Below are 1,041 nucleotides of genomic sequence, written 5' to 3' on the forward strand. Positions count from 1 at the left end.
GCCCTGGCGACCGGGTGAGGCCGCTGCCGTGCGCTGGGCCTGCATCCTGTTGCCGCAACTGGCGCTGGACACCGTCCTGCGCCGCTGGCCGACGCCGGACGAACCGCTGGCGTTGCTCGACGGCCCGCCGCAGCGGCGCACGCTGAAGGCGGTCAACGCCGCCGCGCGCGCCCGCGGCCTGCGCCCCGGACAATCGCTGGTCACCGCGCAGGCGCTGTGCGATCGCTTCGCCACCGCCCTGCACGATGCCGAAGAAAGCCGCCGCAGCCAGCAGTTCCTCGCGGCGTGGGCCTACCGCTTCAGTTCGCTGGTCAGCACCGACTACCCGGGCGCGCTGCTCCTGGAGATCGAGGCCAGCCTCGGCCTGTTCGGGCCCTGGCCGCGCTTCGAGGCGCGACTGCGCGAGGAACTGACCGCGCTGGGCTTCCGCCACCGCATCGTGGTCGCGCCGCACCCGTTGGCCGCGCGCGCGCTGGTCAATGCCCACGACGGCATCGCCCTGCTCGACAACGCCGCGCTGCAGCGCGCGCTGGGGCAGTTACCGATCGCCCGCGCCGGGCTGTCGCCGGCCCTGGCCGAGGGCTTCGCGCGGATGGGCCTGCGCCGCCTGCAGCAGCTGTTCGCACTGCCGCGCACCGCGCTGGCGCGGCGCTATCCGCCCGCCCTGCTGCAACACTTGGATGCGTTGCGCGGGCAGGCGCCGCTGCCGCTGCAGTACTACCTGCCGCCGGACCGCTTCGATGCGCGCGTGGAACTGGGCTATGCCACCGAATCCAACCAGACGCTGCTGTTCCCGCTGCGCCGCCTGACCCAGGATCTGGCCGCGTTCCTGGCCGGGCGCGACGGTGGCGTGCAGCGCTTCCGCCTGCTGCTGGAACACGAGGACCTGGAGCCCAGCGCGGTGCCGGTGGGCCTGCTCGCCGCCGAGCGCGATGCGGCAATGCTGTTCGAACTGGCGCGCGGGCGCCTGCAGCAGGCCAGCGTGCCGGCGCCCGTGCAGGCGCTGCGCCTGTGTGCCGACGAACTGCCGCCGTTCGTGCC

Annotated in this window: 1 protein-coding gene; it reads left to right on the top strand. The window is 74.2% G+C overall.

Going from position 1 to position 1,041, the window contains the following annotated elements:
- Positions 1 to 28: 28 nt before the first annotated feature.
- Positions 29 to 1,041 (top strand): DNA polymerase Y family protein (locus D180_RS22000; protein WP_017914478.1); only part of this gene is annotated, 1,013 nt, incomplete at its 3' end.

Origin of the sequence: Xanthomonas sp. SHU 166 (genome assembly GCF_000364685.1) — a bacterium.
GTDB classification, from domain to species: Bacteria; Pseudomonadota; Gammaproteobacteria; order Xanthomonadales; family Xanthomonadaceae; genus Xanthomonas_A; species Xanthomonas_A sontii.